Consider the following 15,663-nt stretch of genomic DNA (forward strand, 5'->3'; position numbering starts at 1 on the left):
GACTGAGACCGAAAACTGTCTTTTGGTCCGCTTTCCTTACAAGGACAAGGTTGCAATGCACAAGAACACACGCATGCCCGCTCGCGCTACAGCGCTGATCGCGGGCATTGTCGGCGCAGGGCTGCTGTTGAGTGCCTGCTCGACGGGTTCCCCGACCACTTCGAACGACCCGAGCGCATCGGGAAGCGCAGGCGGCACGCTTGTTTACGCGACCGGCGACGCCGAGCCCGCCTGCCTCGATCCTCATGTGGGAGGAAACTTCCCGCAGGCGCTTTTGAGCAGCCAGTTCTTGGAGCCCCTGTTCGGGCGCGATGAGGCGGGTGAAATCCTGCCCTGGCTTGCAACCGAATGGTCCGTGAGCGACGACGGCCTCGTGTGGGACATCACGCTCGCCGAGGGTGTGACCTTCACCGATGGCACGCCCTTCGACGCCGAAGCGGTGAAAATCAACATCGAGCACCTGCAGGACCCGGCAACGCAGTCCTCCACGGGGTACCTCGCGGTTGAAAAAGTCGCATCGATCGAAGCAGTCGACGCGACGAACGTTCGCTTCACGCTCAGCACGCCAGACGCAGCGCTCCTCGAATCGCTCAGCCAGCCCTGGACCGCAATGCAGTCGCCTGCAGGCCTCGAACGCGGCATGGAAGAGAACTGCCTCGCGCCCATTGGCACTGGCCCGTTCATCGTCGAATCCTGGACCGCTCAGCAAGAGGTCGAACTGATCCGGAACGACGACTACGCAGGGCTGAACCCGCAGGCCGAGTCAGACGGTGCTGCTGGGTTCGACAGCATCATCTGGCGCTTCATTCCCGACCCCGCAACCCGTTATGCGGCACTGCAGTCGGGACAGGTCAACGTCATCGATAACCCGGAGCCGGGCGCGATTGCGAACCCGGGTGAGGGCATCACGCACATCAATTCGCCACGGCCAGGCGCATCGAACCGCATCGAGCTGAACTCCGACCAGGCGCCGTTTGACGACATCCGAGTTCGTGAGGCGTTCATTCGTGCGGCAAGCGTCGAGCCGGGCATCGAATCGCTCTACCAGGGCACGGTCGATCGTTCGTTCTCGCTGTTGGCCAGCACCGAACCCTTCGCCGTCTCTGACGAGAGCCTATTCACCACCGACATCGAAGCGGCGAAGACTTTGCTCGATGACGCCGGGTGGAGCGAAATCGGAGCCGACGGTGTTCGCCTGAAAGACGGCGAACGACTCGTGGTTCGCTTCCCGGTCAGCACGAACCAGTCGGTCGCGGCCGAGCAAGCGCTGTTCGAGCAGATTCAGGCGAACGCGCTCGCGGTCGGATTCGAAGTGATCCTGACCCCGACCGACTTGAGTGCTTGGTATGCAGCGCTTGGGGCGAACGAGTACGAGGCGGTCAGTGCTCCGTACACGAAGGTCGGCGCCGACGTGCTGCGAATCCTGTACCACTCAGACGGCATCGTTCCTGCACCGAGCGGGTACTTCGCAAACCACGCGAAGGTCAACGATCCCGAGATCGACGCGCTACTCGAGACGGCCGCGACGACCTCCGATGCGGACGAACGACGGGAAGCGGCAGAAGCGGCCCAGCAGTTGATCCTCGAGGGCTACTTCGTGCTTCCGCTCTACGACCAGCAGAACCACTACCTGACCTCGGGTGTCGAAAGGATCTTCACGCTCGGCACGGTGGGAACGCCGAGCTTCATTGACGCGCAGCTGACCCAGTAATCGTGGGAGTTCTCCGGTGGGTTGCCGCAAAAATCGGGGCGGTGATCCTGGTCGCGTGGGTCGTTGCGACCTTCGTGTTCTTCGCGCTCCGAGCCAGCGGCAACCCGCTGGAGGCAATTCTCGGCGGACCGGGATCACAAGCGAGCGCTGAGGCTGTCGAGCAGGCGACTCGCGACTACGGTCTCGATCAGCCGCTCTTCATGCAATATTTCGCGCAACTCTGGCGGGTCGCCACGTTCCAACTCGGTGACTCCTACGGCAGGAAGCAGCCCGTCGCAGAACTGATCGGTGCGCAACTGCCCTCGACCGTGGTCCTCGCGGTGCTCGCGCTCACGCTCGCGTGGGTGCTGGCGCTCGGTGCGATCGCGCTCTCGATCCGCACGCGCGGTCCGATCGCGAAGGTCATCAATGCCTTCTTCCGAGGCGGCGAGATCCTCGCCAGCGTTCTGCCAAGCTTCTGGCTCGGCGCTGTCTTGATCGTCGTGTTCGCGAGCTGGTGGCAGCTCTTCCCGGCGACGAGTGCGGGATTCGCGCCCTCGTCGTTGGTGCTTCCCGTGTTCACGCTCGCGATCCCGATTGCGGGATTCCTCGGTCAGATCATGCGCGGCGGGCTCGACGAGGCGACGAGTGCGCCATTCGCGACCACCGCGCGCGCTCGCGGCGCGAGTGAAACCCGAGTGTTCTGGATGCACACGCTCCGGCACGCAGCATTGCCGGCGATCTCGCTCTCAGGTTGGGCCTTCGGCTCGCTGCTCTCCGGTGCCGTCGTCGTCGAAGCCCTGTTCGCCCGGCCAGGGCTCGGCCGCCTGCTGCAAGACGCTGCGAACACCCGCGACGTGCCGCTCGTCATCGGCGCGGTCCTCGTGGTCGCGGTGCTGTACGTCGTCATCATCACAATCGCGGATCTGATCGAGCGTGCCGTTGATCCGCGAACCCGTCAGAGCGCGTGGCGAGTGCACCGTAAAGCCGTCGAAGAGGCGGTGGCCGCATGACCCTCATCGCGCCCCCTGCATCAACGAGCCGACGACGTTCGCCGATGCAGATTTCGACGGTCCTCGCGAGCGTCGTGGTCGTGCTCATTGCGCTGGCAACGCTGACACCGAACCTGCTCGCACCCGTGAACCCGAACGCGATCGACCCATCGAACGCGTTCTCGGCCCCGAGCCTTGCGCACTGGTTCGGCACCGACGAATCCGGCCGAGACATTCTGGCGAGAATCGTGCACGGAGCCCGAGCGAGCGTTGGCATCGGTGTCGCGGCAACCGCGATCGGCATGGTGCTCGGAATGCTGCTCGGCTTCACGGCGGGGCTCGGACCGCGCTGGCTCGACGCGATCATCAGTCGCGTCATCGAGGTGCTCTTCGCGCTGCCGACGCTGGTGCTCGCGCTCCTGCTCGTGGTTGTTCTCGGTGCGGGCGTGACCGCGTCGGTGCTCGCGGTCGGACTCGCCACGGCGCCCGGTTACGCACGCATGCTTCGAGCGCGCGTTCGCACGGTCGCCGCGAGCAGCTACGTCGAAGCCGCAAAACTTGAAGGCGCCGGCTGGCTGACGATCCTGTTCCGTCACATTCTGCCGAACACCCTGCTGCCCCTCATCGCGATCGTGACGCTCGGGATCGGCCAGGCAATCGTGTGGGTCGCGGCGCTCAGCTTCTTGGGGCTCGGTTCGCTCCCACCGTCGCCGGAGTGGGGTGCGATGCTGAACGGAGGCCGCCTCTACATTCAAAACGCGTGGTGGATGACCGTGGTGCCCGGGCTCGCGGTGACGCTCGCGGCCGCCGCGCTGACCGTGCTCGGACGAAGGATTGCGGCGGTGCAGCACCGATGAACGCGCTCGTGGAACTCGAATCGCTGAACGTCAGTATTCGCGGCGAACAGATCTTGCATGACATCTCCTTGTCGCTCGAACCCGGTGAATGCCTCGCAATCGTCGGGGAATCGGGCGCCGGGAAATCTGTCCTCGGGAGGACCCTCATCGGGCTTTCCGCCGAGAACACGAACGCAGCGGTCACGGCCAAACGTTTTGCGCTGCTCGGCGACGATGCGCGGAAGCATCGCGAGCCGCAGTGGCGCAAAGTGCGCGGCTCCGGCGTCGGCTTCATCTTGCAAGACGCGCTGCAATCGCTCGACCCGCTCCGGAGCGTCGGTGCAGAGGTCGCTGAGTCGCTCGCGGTCCATGGCGTGCCTCGCGCCGCACGGCAAGCGCGAGTGCTCGAAGCGCTCGAAGCTGCAGGGCTCGACGATCCCGAGCTTCGCGCGAGACAGCGCTCCGGCGAGCTCTCCGGGGGGATGCGGCAGCGAGCCCTGATCGCCGCGGCGATTGCGAGCAGACCGTCCTTGCTCATCGCCGACGAGCCCACGACCGCACTCGATGCGACGATCGCGGTCAGGATTCTCGACCTCCTCGCGAGCCTGCGCGACGAGGGCACCGGGCTCGTGCTCATCAGTCACGATCTCGCCGCGGTCGCACGGGTCGCGGATCGTGTCATCGTGCTCGACCAGGGCCGGATCGTTGAATCGGGAACCGCGGCGCAGATCCTGACCACTCCAGATCACGAGGTGACGAAGGCGCTCGTCGCTGCAGCATCGCTCGCAGCGCCTCCAGCAGCACTCGCACACGGCGAGACCGTGGTGCTTGCTGCTGCGGGCGTCGCAAAGACCTACCGCGACCCGAGAGGTGACGCCGTGGTGGCGTTGCAGCCGACCTCGCTGGAGGTGCACGCGGGTGAAGCGATTGCGATCGTGGGGGAGTCGGGGTCGGGGAAGACGACGCTCGCGCGCCTGCTCGTAGCGGCAGAGTCGCCAGATGCCGGGATCGTTCGCTTCGCGGGAGCGCCGTGGAGCGAAGTGCGAGAGTCCGCACGGAAGACGCGTCGTTCGCAGCTCCGTTTCGTGCCGCAGGACCCGCTCGGCTCCTTTGACCCGCGGCTGAAGGTGCGCTCCTTGCTTCGCACTGCGATCAAACGCGCAGGAGCGTCCGTCACTCCCGAAGCTCTACTCGAGAGCGTTGCGCTCCCCGCCTCGGTGCTCCGGCGATCACCACGAACGCTCTCTGGCGGCCAGCGGCAACGGGTTGCGATCGCGCGAGCGCTCGCGGGCGACCCGAAGGTGCTGATCCTCGACGAGCCCGTATCGGCTCTCGATGTCACCGTGCAGGCGCAAATCCTCGAACTCTTACGCACCATTCAGCGAGAGCGTGGTGTTGCGCTCGTGTTCATCACGCACGACCTCTCGGTGGCTCGTGCGCTCGCAGATTCCGTCCTCGTCATGCAGTCGGGCGAGGTGGTCGAGCGCGGCGCGATCGCGAGCGTGTTCGAAGCTCCCCAGCATCCCTTCACGGTGGCGCTCCTCGACGCCGCTCGTGTGCGTCTCGGCGGTGCGGCGAAGTGATTTCGAGCAATTTTTTGCCCGAGATTGCAGGATTTTTGGGCGAGCACGCCCATCGGGGTCGCCTCGAAGTGTGCGAGGCCCCTGTGAGGTGCTAGTCTTTTCCGGTTGCCATTTGGCACACGCCCCGATAGCTCAGTGGTAGAGCACTTCCTTGGTAAGGAAGAGGTCGAGAGTTCAATTCTCTCTCGGGGCTCTCGTCTGCTTGATGCTTCGTGCTTGGGTGGGCGTTGCGGCGGGGTAGCTCAGTTGGTGAGAGCGCACGACTCATAATCGTGAGGTCGCGGGTTCAAGCCCCGCTCCCGCTACCAGTACCCATCAGGTTTACGAACCTGGTGGGTTTTTTGTTGCGCGCATGCTGGGTCCTGTCTTCACCCCGCCCGATGCCACTTGATCGCCGGAAGTTGCTCAGGTTCTTTGCGACACTTACCGCGGTCGCGAACATTGAAGAACGCGGCCTTCGGCTCCCTCTCCCTACTGTTGAACAACCCAATCCGGACCAATGCTGATCCCGAAAGGCTCACCATGAAACGCCGCCAGTCAACAGCCGCAGTAGGTTCAGCCGTGGCTCTCGCTCTCGTCCTCACTGCCTGTAGCGGGGGAGGAAACGCTTCGCCGGATGGTGGCGCAAACGCCAATGGTGTCGAGCCGGTCACCGGTGGCAACATCACAGTTGCCTCACTCCCGGCAATGATCGATCCGTACGTCACCACCTCGCGCACGAACTGGATGGTCGCTGCGTCCGTCTGCGAAGGTCTCTTCGCGAATGGCGCCAATATGGACGTTCAGAACGGCCTTGCAGAAGACTTCACCTACGGCGAGGCGACGGGCGAATACCTCATCACCGTGCGCGACGGCGTGACACTCCACAGCGGAGGAGCGCTCACCGCCGATGACGTGGTCGCATCGCTCGAGCGGTACAGCGCGGGCGACGCCGGAGCACTGTTTGCGAGCTTGGTCTCGGGTATCGAGGCGGTCGATGACCTCGTGGTCAAGATCACTACCGAATCACCGACGGGTGCGATCCCGGCATTGCTCGCCACTCCCGACACCGGGGCCTACATCATGTCTGCATCCTCGATCGCGGCAGCAGGCGATGCCGACCTCACCACCCTGGACTGCACAGGGCCGTATGTGCTCGACGAGTTCACTGTCGATCGCAGCGCAACGATCTCGCGCTTCGATGACTACGTTTCCCGCGACGAGGAGCCTGATGGAGCAGCGGGCGCGAAAACCGCTCACGCCGACACCATCACGTTCAATCCGCTCAATGAGGACAACGTGGTCAATCAGCTTCGCACCGGCCAGGTGAACGTTGCTCCGCAGTTCGTCAGCATGGACCAGCTCGCAGTGTACGAGAGCGACCAATCGCTCAATCCTGTCGTGTCGCCTGGTTCTGGGTTCTCGCTGATCCAGTTCAACCTGCAAGAGGGACCCTTCACCGACATCGAGCTCCGCAAGGCCGTCATGAACGCCGTGATGCCAGAGGAGATCGCGCTCCAGCAACTCGGAAGCGATGAGTACTTCGAAGACATTTCGTCGATGTTCCCAGCAGAGTCGCCATGGTATTCAGAGGCCGGTTCCGAGATTTGGGACAACCGTGATCCCGCTGAGGCGGCAAGAATTCTCGAGGCCGCCGGCTACGACGGATCAGCCATTCGAATCCTCTACCGTCCGACCTCAGACAACTATGGACCGCTCCTGGAGCAGCAGCTCGAAGCTGTCGGGTTCAATGTCGAACTCCTGTCCGTCGACGCCGCGACCTTCGGCGCAACCAGAACTGATTCCTCCGAATGGGACATCTTCCTCGCCGGGGGCACCGCATACTCTGATCCGCTGACGGTCGTCTTCCTCAACGATGACTTCCCGGGATGGTGGGCCACCGATGAGAAGCGGACCCTCGTTGCCGAGCTGACAGCCGGAGCGAACATCGACGAGCGGAAGCCCGTGTGGGACGAGCTGCAGCAGCAGATCTGGGAATACCTGCCATTCATCAAGCTCGGTCATGAGCCACGACTGGTCGTCACCAGCTCCGATGTCGGTGGTCTTGAACCATCACAGGGAACGGTTCGGGGGTACTACAACGTGTGGATCACTGAATAGCCGCTTCGCGCACTTCAGGACCAACACCCGCCATCGCGAGAGGACTCCATCGTGAAAGCTCAGCTGAGATATTTTGTGAAAGATCCTTCCGCGATCGTGGGTGTTGCCATGCTCCTCGTGATCATCGTGCTCGCGCTCCTCGCGCCGGTCCTGGGTCAAGATCCGAAAGTCCTCGATCCATCGTCACGCCTGCAGGCGCCGAGCGCCGAGTTCCCGCTCGGCACCGATACTGATGGCCGAGACCTCTGGACCATGCTCTTGTACGGAGCCCAGACCTCGTTGCTGATCGCCGGTGCCTGCACCGTGCTCGCCGTCATCATCGGCTTTCTGATCGGCACCACCGCCGGCTATTTCCGAACCTTCGACGCGATCATGATGCGAGTCATCGACGGAATGATGGCGTTCCCGAACATCATCCTGGTGTTGAGCCTCGTTGGAGTGCTCGGACGAGGGATCGTGCCGGTCATCGTCGGCCTCACGATCGTCCTCATTCCGCCGATTGCTCGCGTCGTTCGCTCTGCGGCGCTCGGTGTGAAGTCGACCGCGATGGTGGAGTCCGCTCGTTCAATCGGAGCGAAGGACGGCTGGATCCTGGCGAAGTACGTTGCGCCCGAATCGACATCGGTGCTCATCGTGCAAACCACGATGGGCTTCGCTCAAACGGTGCTCTCCATTGCGGCGCTGAGCTTCTTGGGTGTTGGGCTTCCGCCCGACGTGCCGAGCTGGGGGACCACGCTCTCCGCCGCGCAGCAGTACATGCAGACTGCCTGGTGGATGGCCGTGTTCCCCGGTGTTGCCATTCTCGTGACGGTGCTCGCACTGATCCTCATCGGAGATGGTCTGCGTGATGCTATGGATCCTCGTTCTCGTCGGCTTCTGGAACTGTCAAAGCTCAAGCGAGTCGCACGCCGTGCAGGCAAGCGCGACGCAATGAAGGCGAGTGCATAGTCGATGATTAGCTACGTTTTCAAACGCCTGCTCGCGCTCATTCCGACCGTCGCGGTGCCGATGGTGCTGCTGTTCGTGCTGCTGCGCGCGACTCCCGGTGACCCCGCCGTGATGATCCTCGGCGAAGACGCAACACCGCAACAGATCGACGCGCTTCGGGAAGAGATGGGTCTGAACGATCCGCTGTACATCCAGTTCTTCGAATGGCTCGGACGCATGCTCACGCTGAACTTCGGCGATTCGCTCTTCAAGGGCACCGACGTCACCGAGACTGTGCTGGCCGCGGCGGTCGTGACCGCGCAGCTCGCGATCTTCGCGATGATCATCGCGATCCTGGTCGGCCCATTGCTTGGAACGATCGCAGCCGCAACAAAGTGGCGGGCCCTCGACAAGCTGATGGTGGTCGGTTCGAGCATCGGAATTGCAATGCCGACATTCTGGCTCGGAATTCTCGCGATCCTGCTCTTCGGCGTCGGCCTCAGAGCATTCCCGGTGTCTGGGTATGTTGCCCCGGGCGATGACTTCGTGCAGTTTCTATGGTTCATGACGCTGCCGGCAGTTGTGCTGGGCGTGCTGGAGGCAGCAACCCTCTTCCGGTATTCACGAAACGGCGTGCTCGATGCGAAGAACCAGCCGTTCGTTCAGACGGCACGTGCGCAGGGGCTCAACGAGTCGACAATTACCGGCCGCTACGTCTTCCGAGCGGCAGTCGTGCCGGTCGTCACGGTCGTAGGCCTGTCATTCGCGTCGATGCTCGGAGGAGCGGTCGTCACCGAGAAGGTGTTCTCCATCCCTGGCATCGGAGCCGAGCTGCTCCTCGCAGTGAGTCGACGCGACTACCCCGTCATCGAGGGTTGCATTTTCTTCATCGCGGTCATCTTCGTCCTCATCAACCTCCTCGTTGACGTGGTGAGTGCGCTGCTTGACCCACGGATCCGATTCGCATCGAAGGAGGCATGATGAGCGCTCGCACTGATCTCGCTACGCCGCTGTTGAGCGTGAAGAATCTCACGATCGACATCCTGAGCGCCCACAACACCCAGACGGTCGTGCACGATGTCTCGTTCGACCTCGAGAAAGGGCGAACCCTCGGCATCGTGGGCGAGTCCGGCTCGGGCAAGTCTCTGACCGCGAACGCGATCATGGGGATCCTTCCCGACGTGGCGGCAGCCAAGGGGAGCATCACGTACAACGGCACAGAGCTGCTCGGTCTTCGCGCAAAGGAACGCCAGAGTTTGTCCGGCCCTGAGCTCGGGTACATCTTCCAAGAGCCGATGAGCGCGCTGCACCCGACGCTCTCCATCGGGGATCAGATGATCAGACCGATGAGGAAGCACCTCGGAATCAGCCGGAATGAAGCCAAGCAACGCGCCATCGAGCTGCTCGTCAAGGTGGGGATTCCGCCCGAGCGTCACGTGCTCGGGGCATATGTGCATCAGCTCTCTGGCGGAATGCGTCAACGCGTGATGATCGCGATGAGCATCTCGTGCGATCCGAAGCTCCTCATCGCCGACGAGCCGACAACAGCGCTCGACGCCACCATCCAGAAGCAGATCCTGGAGTTGCTCGTCGAACTGCGCGAGAGCCTGGGCCTGTCGATGATCCTTATCAGCCATGACCTCGGTCTGATCTCCGAGTATTCCGATGACGTCGTCGTGATGCTTGACGGCTACGAGATGGAGCAGGGGAGAACCGCCGACGTCGTGGCGAACCCTTCCTCCGGCTACACCGCGGGACTGCTGCAGGCCGCACCACGCCTCGGGGAGAAGCGAGACCGACTTCCTGTGATGGATCGCGCGGAGTTCACAAAACTGGAGGCGACGTCATGACCGTGGAAAACACTTCGACTCCGGTGCTCGAACTCACAGACGTGACGAAGCGATTCGATCTTGGTGGCATCGTTCGAAAGCGGAGCTATCTCGCGGTCGACAACGTCTCTCTCGAACTCCACGAGAACCGGGTGCTCGGCATCGTCGGCGAGTCGGGATCAGGGAAGTCAACGATCGGGCGAATCGCCATTGGCCTGATCCGGCCGACGACGGGAACCGTGCGAGTGCTCGGCACGGATCTTGCGAGCCTGTCGAAGAGCGATCTCCGGAAGTTCCGAAGCAATATGCAGATGATCTTCCAGGACTCGTCGAACTCCTTGAATCCGCGTATGACGCTGCTCGAGCTCCTCCAAGAGCCCATGCGTGTCGGCGGCCTGTACGACCGAGCGGAACGCGAACGTCGAGCACGAAAGATCGCAGACGAAGTTGCGCTGGCTTCCTCATGGCTTGATCGCCTACCGCACGAGTTTTCGGGCGGTCAGCGCCAGCGCATCTCGATTGCGCGCGCGCTCGCCCTCGAGCCGGAATTGATCGTCGCTGATGAGCCGGTCTCTGCACTCGATGTTTCCGTGCAGGCCACCGTGCTCAACCTCTTGAAGGACATCCAACGTGACAGAAAACTCGCGATGGTGTTCGTGAGCCACGATATGGCGGTTGTCGAGTTCATGTCCGATGAGGTCGCGGTTCTCCATAACGGCGCGGTTGTCGAAGCGGGCGTCGCGGACGACATCTTCGCTCACCCTCAGCAGGACTACACGAAGGCGCTCCTCAACGCCGTTCCAAAGCTCTAGATCGCTCATACACACAATGAAGGGCATCACGATGACTGCTTCTCGCGTGCAACCCGCAACAATTTCGGGACCGCTTTCACTCTCGGAAACAAGCGCGCCAGTGCTTCTCGACAATTACGCGAGAGAGCTGCTTCCGCTGTACGACTACGCACAATCTGAATACCTGGTCTCGGGAGAAGCCGCAGGGCACAGTTACACGACGCGCATTCTGGTTCGCCACCCGATCGATATGCGGCGTTTCAACGGTCGAATTCTGAGCGAGGTCAGTCACATCTGGGGCGGTATATCCGTATGGCGCGCCTACCATCGGCAGGTCATGCGGGCCGGGTACATCTGGGTCGAGATCGATTCGCAGGCACCGTCCGCGCTCGATCTCGTGAAGAACGCAGACCCCGAGCGCTATGAGGCCATTCATTTCGTGAATGACACGCTCGCCTCGGAGTTCAAATCCACGATTCCCTTCACGCCGAACCCCACACCGGAGACACTCGCTGCCGAGTACGACGAGTTCAAGGAGCGCTGGTGGGAAGCGACCCCGCAGTCGTTCGAGATCATCGCTCAGGTCGCCGCTAGCCTCCGCGAAGATCTGCCGGGGCTCGGAGGCTCCGCTGCGAACACCATTCTGCTCGCGGGGATCTCGCAAACCGGAGGGCTCACGCGTCGCTTCATTGAGCGGTATCACGGTGTCCTTCGCGGTGAGAACGATGCGCCGCTCTTCGACGGCTACCTGCCCGGAGCTTCAGGCGGCGACGCGCTGCCCGACATCGACGTACCGGTGATCGAAGTGCTCGGCGAGGCCGAGTTCCAATCGGTCAGGTGGCCGTGCGGCGTCAGTGGCCAGGTGCGGGGACTGAGCCACCGGCGAGACGACTCCGACACCTTCAGGCTGTACGAGGTCGCGGGGATGGCGCATCGTGAAACCAGGAGAATGAGCGCCTTCGATGTCGATCGGTTGAAGAATTCTCCGCTTCCCAGTGGTGCGAACTGGTCGAGCTTCCCGAACACGCATATCTACAACGCGCTGCTCGAACTGCTTGCAGAGTGGGCCGAGGGAACGGCATCCCCTCCGCCATCGCAGGTGCTCGAAACAATTGGTGAAACGGACGAAATCGTTCGTGACGACGTCGGCAACGCCGTCGGAGGCGTGCGCTCGACCCATACCGAAGCGCCGACCTCGACGCTGGTCGCGGCGACTCCGATGGGGCGGCCATCGTGGTACCACGGGAACGAGACTCCGTTGACGGACGACGTCCTCCGGAAGCGGTACGGGAGCGTCGCGGGATATCGCTCGGAGTTCGGGCGGGCGCTCGACAAGCTGTTGGATCAGCGCCTCTTGCTTCCGACCGACGCGGAAGAGTTGCGGTTGGACGCTGAGAGCGTGAACTTCTAGGCTCACATCGTGCCTATCGTCTTCGACGTTGCGAACGTTTCGCCGCAGAACGTCGCTGTTTCTCCTCGCGTGTTGAGCGAGTTGATGGCGCTGTTGCACGTGCACGCAGAGTCGGGGCACCATCGAGACCGTATTCGTGAATTGCGACGGATCAGTGATCTCGTTCCCGGTTCACTGGCAGGTCAATTGCGACTGTACGCGCCGCTGTGGGCGCGGTTTCGTTTCCGCGCCTTGATGCCGCTCTCCACCACGATCGAGGGCGGCGCGGACAGTTTCGAAGCCGAGTTGCACGAGTACCTTTCTCTTCCCGAGGACGTCTTCGTCGCAATGGCTGCCGAAGGGATCGCCGGTGTGCGTCTCCCGAAGGAGAAGTCGCCGGAGTTCGACGAAGCAGCATTTGTCGAGTTCTGTCGTACACGGAGCGAGGAGCGTGAAGATCTCGCGGTGCGCCTGCTTCGCGACCCGATCCTCTTCCAGCAGAACGTCGGGAAGACCCTCGTTCAGGCATATTCGGCATTCTTCGGCCAGATTTGGGCGTCATCACACGAACTCCTCACCTCGGATGCCGCTCGGATGCAGTCGCTGATTCAGCCTGGGTCCATCGCGGAGGTGCTTGCGTCGCTTGCTCACGACAGCCACCTGTTCGGCAAGCGGCAGCAGGTGGTGTTCGACAAGATCCAATCAGCGGTGGTCTCGGGAGACGGGCGGAAGTTCGTCCTCGTGCCGAGTATGTGGACGAGTCCGCACGTTGTCGTGAAGTACGACGAGTCGTATGCTGATCAGTCCGTTCCCGTCGTGGTGCAATACCTCGCCGGTGAGTCTGGGCGAGATGCTCCGTCGCTGGGCATCGTCACGAACCGCATGCTGGTGCTGGCTGACGGCCCGCGACTGCAACTCAGCAGGCATCTCGTGAACGAATCGTGCACGACCTCGGAGCTGGCGCAGCGAACGGGAATGACGACGCCGCAGGTGTCGAGACATCTGCGACGTCTCAAAGACGTTGGCCTGATTGTCTCGCAGCGCGACGGACGGATGATCAAGCACCGCCTCCGCAGCGACCTCGTCTACCAACTCGGCCATGAGTACCTGAACGCGCTCACTCGCTGAAGTGCTGTGCACGCCGGACTACTCCATGTCGCGTCGGGGGCGAGGGGCAAGCGGTGGCTCGGGATCGGATCGCTATTCTCAAAGAGGAGCGGTCAGAAGCCGCGGCCGTATGAGAGGAACCTCCATAGAAGTCATCACCGCAATCATCTCTATCGCAGCGTTCATTGTTGCGCTCACCGCCCTCGGATTTTCGATCAAGGCGTGGCGCGACCGATGAAGGTTGATCAGGCTTGGCAGGCAAGACTGCAAGACCTCGCTGGCGCACTCGAACAGGCGCATGCGGACAGAGATCAGGGCATCGTCGACGCGCACCTCGCGAACATCCCGAAGCAGCACATTGCTGCGGGTGTCAGGCTTTCAGCGATGCAGGTGCATCGAATCGTCAAAGCCAGCACCGCCCTCGATTCCGAGAGCACAACAGAGCGCGCGGTTATAGAGGGCTGATCCGGAGTGGATGGAAGCGCGCAAGGCAAAGAAGAATTCGCTGATCGCAGCGCGCGGGGCTCGAGACGCGCTCGTGGTCGAAGCCTTCAACGCAGATGTGCCGGCGGCGCACGTCGCAAAGGCGTTCAAGGTGTCTCGGAAGCAGGTGTGCCGCATCGTTGACGCGGCAAGGTGCTACCGGGCCGGGCGTCACCCGTCGAAGCACAACGAATTGATGGACCGTTTCACTCGCTCTCGCAAGGATGCACAGCGGGATTGCAGGCGCAGCGTCCGACCTTGAATCGCGGTGAACTCAGCTCGCTCGCCGCAGCTGCTGATGCTTCCGGTGCACTGAGGGGCTGTGGTGCGTCGCAGCCTGCTGGAGCTGCGCCGAAGGCTTCCAGATCAGTTGCGCGTCGTCGGGAAGATCCCGGGAGACGGAGTTCACGCCATGCGCGTTCTGTGTGGAAAAGATCGGGAATTCTGCGCCGTCGCGCGAAGCCCAATCACGCGTGTATTCGATGAGCCGGTACGAAACACCACTCGGGCACACCCAGATCGATCCGGGTAAATGAGTCGTCGTATTCTCTTGCATGATCCCCTCGCTGTCTTCGCCGTTGAGCACTGAGAGGTGCGGTGATCGCCGCGAACGGGACGTTCAAACCTTCGCTGCGATTGCACCTGGATGGGGTACATTTTGTACCCTCGCGCGAGCGAACGCAAGGAGAATTTATGACGGCGGCGCTTTCTGCGGTGGAGGGGTGCGCGGCCGACGAAACGTCTTGCCGTCGTGGGCGAGCCACGCTGGTGGAATCTGGTGCTCCCACCAGGAGAGCACGCCGTCTTGCGCCTGCTGCAGATCGCCCCAATACCCGATGAGTTGACGCTCTTCCGAAGTGCCGTACGTCACCGCGCGCCAGTACGGTTCGCGCTCCTTGCCGAGGAGCACGACACGCACGATTGCGATCGGGCGGTACGGGGCGCGAGGTTCGTTCGCGATCCATTCGACTGGAGTGAGCACGCGCATGAGCGTACGGCCAGCCTGCGACGTGACACCGAGTCGCTGGAGGTCCAGCGCGATTGACCTAGCTCGGGATCAAGATCTCGATGTTCGACTTGCGCGCTTCTTCGCGGATCTCCGCCGGCGGCTCCTGGTCGGTGACGATCACATCGAGGTCGGCCATCGTGCAGATGCGACCGAATGCCGACTGATTCATCTTGGAGAAGTCGGCGACGATTGCGACGTTGCGAGCCGCTTCCGCCAGAAGGCGGTTCACTTCGGCTTCTGCCTCGTCGACCGTGGTCGCCCCGAATCGAGGGTGCAGGCCGTCGACGCCGATCATCGCCCAATCGAGCGTCATGCTCGCAACTGCATGGCCGACGAGCGGCCCGACGAGTTCGAACGTGCGCGATTTGGCAACGCCACCGGTCGTGACGATCTTGATATTGGGCCGGATCGCCATTTCGTAGGCGATGTTCAGCGCGTTCGTCACGATCGTGAGCTGCGGTTCGGTCGAGTTGTCGTTTGATTGCAAATGCGCGGATTGCCCGAGTGCTCGAGCGACCTCACTCGTCGTCGTGCCTCCTGTGAGTCCGATAACGTCGCCAGGTTTGACGAGCGATGCGGCGAGCGTGGCGATGCTCTGCTTGGCTTCAGCGTTCCGCGCGATCTTGTATTGCAGGGGCAGTTCGTACGCCGCGCCGACCGAAACGGCACCGCCGTGAGTTCGGGTAACCAGCCTGCGATCCGCCAAAAAGTTGAGATCGCGCCTGGCGGTCGCGTCGGAGATCTGGAATCGTTCGGCGATCTCGGCGACCGTCAACTGGCCGACTTGCGCGAGAGCGTCGAGCAGGAGGTTGAGTCTCTGTTGCTGCGTCACAATTCCATCCTCCGTAGAAGTATCGATCATATCTATTTTCTGGCATGATGATCGGTAGATGCTCGTTTTTGATCGTTTCGGGATCAATAGCGGC

15 protein-coding genes and 2 tRNA genes are annotated in these 15,663 nt (G+C 62.4%); 14 read left to right on the forward strand and 3 right to left on the reverse strand.

Annotated features, from left to right (window positions below; all coding sequences use genetic code 11):
* Window positions 1–55 precede the first annotated feature (55 nt).
* The 14 genes from U2H20_RS10255 (at window position 56) to U2H20_RS10320 (ending at window position 13,710) form a co-directional block, all read left to right on the forward strand.
* Window positions 56–1,711 carry an ABC transporter substrate-binding protein gene (locus U2H20_RS10255; RefSeq protein WP_430592187.1) on the forward strand — a complete coding sequence of 552 codons (1,656 nt, stop codon included), beginning with the start codon at window positions 56–58 and terminating at the stop codon, window positions 1,709–1,711.
* Window positions 1,712–1,713: 2 nt separating this feature from the next.
* Window positions 1,714–2,703, forward strand: a complete 990-nt coding sequence (locus U2H20_RS10260) for an ABC transporter permease (protein WP_430592188.1) — start codon at window positions 1,714–1,716, stop codon at window positions 2,701–2,703.
* The gene (locus tag U2H20_RS10265; RefSeq protein ID WP_430592189.1) at window positions 2,700–3,539 is read left to right on the forward strand and encodes an ABC transporter permease; all 840 of its coding nucleotides are present in this window, start codon (window positions 2,700–2,702) and stop codon (window positions 3,537–3,539) included. The genes U2H20_RS10260 and U2H20_RS10265 overlap by 4 nt, the downstream gene beginning before the upstream one ends.
* Complete coding sequence (locus tag U2H20_RS10270) at window positions 3,536–5,101, forward strand: ATP-binding cassette domain-containing protein (protein ID WP_430592190.1); 1,566 nt, start codon at window positions 3,536–3,538, stop codon at window positions 5,099–5,101. Before U2H20_RS10265 ends, U2H20_RS10270 begins: the two co-directional genes overlap by 4 nt.
* A gap of 121 nt (window positions 5,102–5,222) precedes the next feature.
* Window positions 5,223–5,294 (forward strand) — tRNA-Thr (locus tag U2H20_RS10275).
* A 38-nt stretch (window positions 5,295–5,332) separates the two neighbouring features.
* Window positions 5,333–5,409, forward strand: a tRNA-Met gene (locus U2H20_RS10280).
* Between the two features lie 253 nt (window positions 5,410–5,662).
* Complete coding sequence (locus U2H20_RS10285; protein ID WP_430592191.1) at window positions 5,663–7,201, forward strand: ABC transporter substrate-binding protein; 1,539 nt, start codon at window positions 5,663–5,665, stop codon at window positions 7,199–7,201.
* A 51-nt stretch (window positions 7,202–7,252) separates the two neighbouring features.
* Complete coding sequence (locus tag U2H20_RS10290) at window positions 7,253–8,149, forward strand: ABC transporter permease (RefSeq protein WP_430592192.1); 897 nt, start codon at window positions 7,253–7,255, stop codon at window positions 8,147–8,149.
* Window positions 8,150–8,152: 3 nt separating this feature from the next.
* Entirely contained in the window at window positions 8,153–9,109 is a 957-nt protein-coding gene (locus U2H20_RS10295) for an ABC transporter permease (protein ID WP_430592193.1), read from the forward strand.
* A complete protein-coding gene (locus U2H20_RS10300) occupies window positions 9,109–9,978 on the forward strand; it encodes an ABC transporter ATP-binding protein (protein ID WP_430592194.1) in 870 nt (289 codons plus the stop codon). Before U2H20_RS10295 ends, U2H20_RS10300 begins: the two co-directional genes overlap by 1 nt.
* The gene (locus U2H20_RS10305) at window positions 9,975–10,769 is read left to right on the forward strand and encodes an ATP-binding cassette domain-containing protein (RefSeq protein WP_430592195.1); all 795 of its coding nucleotides are present in this window, start codon (window positions 9,975–9,977) and stop codon (window positions 10,767–10,769) included. The genes U2H20_RS10300 and U2H20_RS10305 overlap by 4 nt, the downstream gene beginning before the upstream one ends.
* 100 nt (window positions 10,770–10,869) lie before the next feature.
* On the forward strand, window positions 10,870–12,159 hold the full coding sequence (locus U2H20_RS10310) for an alpha/beta hydrolase domain-containing protein (RefSeq protein ID WP_430592196.1): 1,290 nt from the start codon (window positions 10,870–10,872) through the stop codon (window positions 12,157–12,159).
* A 9-nt stretch (window positions 12,160–12,168) separates the two neighbouring features.
* On the forward strand, window positions 12,169–13,266 hold the full coding sequence (locus U2H20_RS10315; protein ID WP_430592197.1) for a DUF5937 family protein: 1,098 nt from the start codon (window positions 12,169–12,171) through the stop codon (window positions 13,264–13,266).
* Window positions 13,267–13,479: 213 nt separating this feature from the next.
* Window positions 13,480–13,710, forward strand: a complete 231-nt coding sequence (locus U2H20_RS10320) for a hypothetical protein (RefSeq protein WP_430592198.1) — start codon at window positions 13,480–13,482, stop codon at window positions 13,708–13,710.
* Between the two features lie 292 nt (window positions 13,711–14,002).
* On the opposite strand, the gene U2H20_RS10325 is transcribed toward U2H20_RS10320, so the two are convergent.
* From U2H20_RS10325 to U2H20_RS10335, 3 genes are all read right to left on the reverse strand, one after another.
* A complete protein-coding gene (locus tag U2H20_RS10325; protein WP_430592199.1) occupies window positions 14,003–14,284 on the reverse strand; it encodes a hypothetical protein in 282 nt (93 codons plus the stop codon).
* A 135-nt stretch (window positions 14,285–14,419) separates the two neighbouring features.
* On the reverse strand, window positions 14,420–14,710 hold the full coding sequence (locus tag U2H20_RS10330; RefSeq protein WP_430592200.1) for a hypothetical protein: 291 nt from the start codon (window positions 14,708–14,710) through the stop codon (window positions 14,420–14,422).
* 64 nt (window positions 14,711–14,774) lie between these two features.
* Window positions 14,775–15,599, reverse strand: coding sequence for a DeoR/GlpR family DNA-binding transcription regulator (locus U2H20_RS10335; protein ID WP_430592201.1), 825 nt, complete (start codon window positions 15,597–15,599; stop codon window positions 14,775–14,777).
* Window positions 15,600–15,663: the final 64 nt, after the last annotated feature.

It is taken from the genome of Humidisolicoccus flavus (assembly GCF_045689595.1).
In the GTDB taxonomy this organism is placed as follows: domain Bacteria; phylum Actinomycetota; class Actinomycetes; order Actinomycetales; family Microbacteriaceae; genus Humidisolicoccus; species Humidisolicoccus flavus.

Excerpts from the sequence above, each read along its gene's own strand:
- U2H20_RS10255 (WP_430592187.1), top strand. The coding sequence starts at position 56 with ATGCACAAGAACACACGCATGCCCGCTCGCGCTACAGCGCTGATCGCG.
- U2H20_RS10265 (WP_430592189.1), top strand. The coding sequence starts at position 2,700 with ATGACCCTCATCGCGCCCCCTGCATCAACGAGCCGACGACGTTCGCCG.
- U2H20_RS10270 (WP_430592190.1), top strand. The coding sequence starts at position 3,536 with ATGAACGCGCTCGTGGAACTCGAATCGCTGAACGTCAGTATTCGCGGC.
- U2H20_RS10295 (WP_430592193.1), top strand. The coding sequence starts at position 8,153 with ATGATTAGCTACGTTTTCAAACGCCTGCTCGCGCTCATTCCGACCGTC.
- U2H20_RS10300 (WP_430592194.1), top strand. The coding sequence starts at position 9,109 with ATGAGCGCTCGCACTGATCTCGCTACGCCGCTGTTGAGCGTGAAGAAT.
- U2H20_RS10305 (WP_430592195.1), top strand. The coding sequence starts at position 9,975 with ATGACCGTGGAAAACACTTCGACTCCGGTGCTCGAACTCACAGACGTG.
- U2H20_RS10320 (WP_430592198.1), top strand. The coding sequence starts at position 13,480 with ATGAAGGTTGATCAGGCTTGGCAGGCAAGACTGCAAGACCTCGCTGGC.
- U2H20_RS10325 (WP_430592199.1), bottom strand. The coding sequence starts at position 14,284 with ATGCAAGAGAATACGACGACTCATTTACCCGGATCGATCTGGGTGTGC.
- U2H20_RS10335 (WP_430592201.1), bottom strand. The coding sequence starts at position 15,599 with ATGATCGATACTTCTACGGAGGATGGAATTGTGACGCAGCAACAGAGA.